The sequence below is a fragment of the Paenibacillus sp. 3LSP genome (genome assembly GCF_032465655.1).
Classification (GTDB): domain Bacteria; phylum Bacillota; class Bacilli; order Paenibacillales; family Paenibacillaceae; genus Fontibacillus; species Fontibacillus barengoltzii.
Genome location: NZ_JAWDJI010000006.1, coordinates 1 through 594, shown reverse-complemented (window position 1 = coordinate 594; position 594 = coordinate 1). Strand labels below are relative to the sequence as shown.

At 53.7% G+C, this 594-nt stretch carries 1 rRNA gene; it reads right to left on the bottom strand.

The annotated features are described in order from the left end of the window. A 23S ribosomal RNA gene (locus tag RW092_RS00410) occupies positions 1-594 on the bottom strand; the annotation flags it as partial.

The following is a 594-nucleotide window of genomic DNA, read 5'->3' as shown; positions in this document are numbered from 1 at the left end:
ACCCCTTCTCCCGAAGTTACGGGGTCATTTTGCCGAGTTCCTTAACGAGAGTTCTTCCGCGCGCCTTAGAATTCTCTTCTCGCCTACCTGTGTCGGTTTGCGGTACGGGCACCTTCTCCTGGCTAGAGGCTTTTCTTGGCAGTGTGAGATCATGACCTTCGGTACTGTAAATTTTCCCTCCCCATCACAGCCCAGCCTTACGGTGTGCGGATTTGCCTACACACCAGCCTCACTGCTTGGACGAGCATCCATCAGCTCGCGTCACTACCCTACTGCGTCACCCCATCGCTCATAACGGATTACGGTGGTACAGGAATTTCAACCTGTTGTCCTTCGACTACGCCTTTCGGCCTCGCCTTAGGTCCCGACTTACCCTGAGCGGACGAACCTTCCTCAGGAACCCTTAGGCTTTCGGCGGATCAGATTCTCACTGATCTTTTCGTTACTCATACCGGCATTCTCACTTGTATGAAGTCCAGCTGTCCTTCCGGTCAACCTTCAACCCGCATACAACGCTCCCCTACCCCTGATGCAAAGCATCAAGCCATAGCTTCGGTGGTGTGTTTAGCCCCGTTACATTTTCGGCGCAGAGTC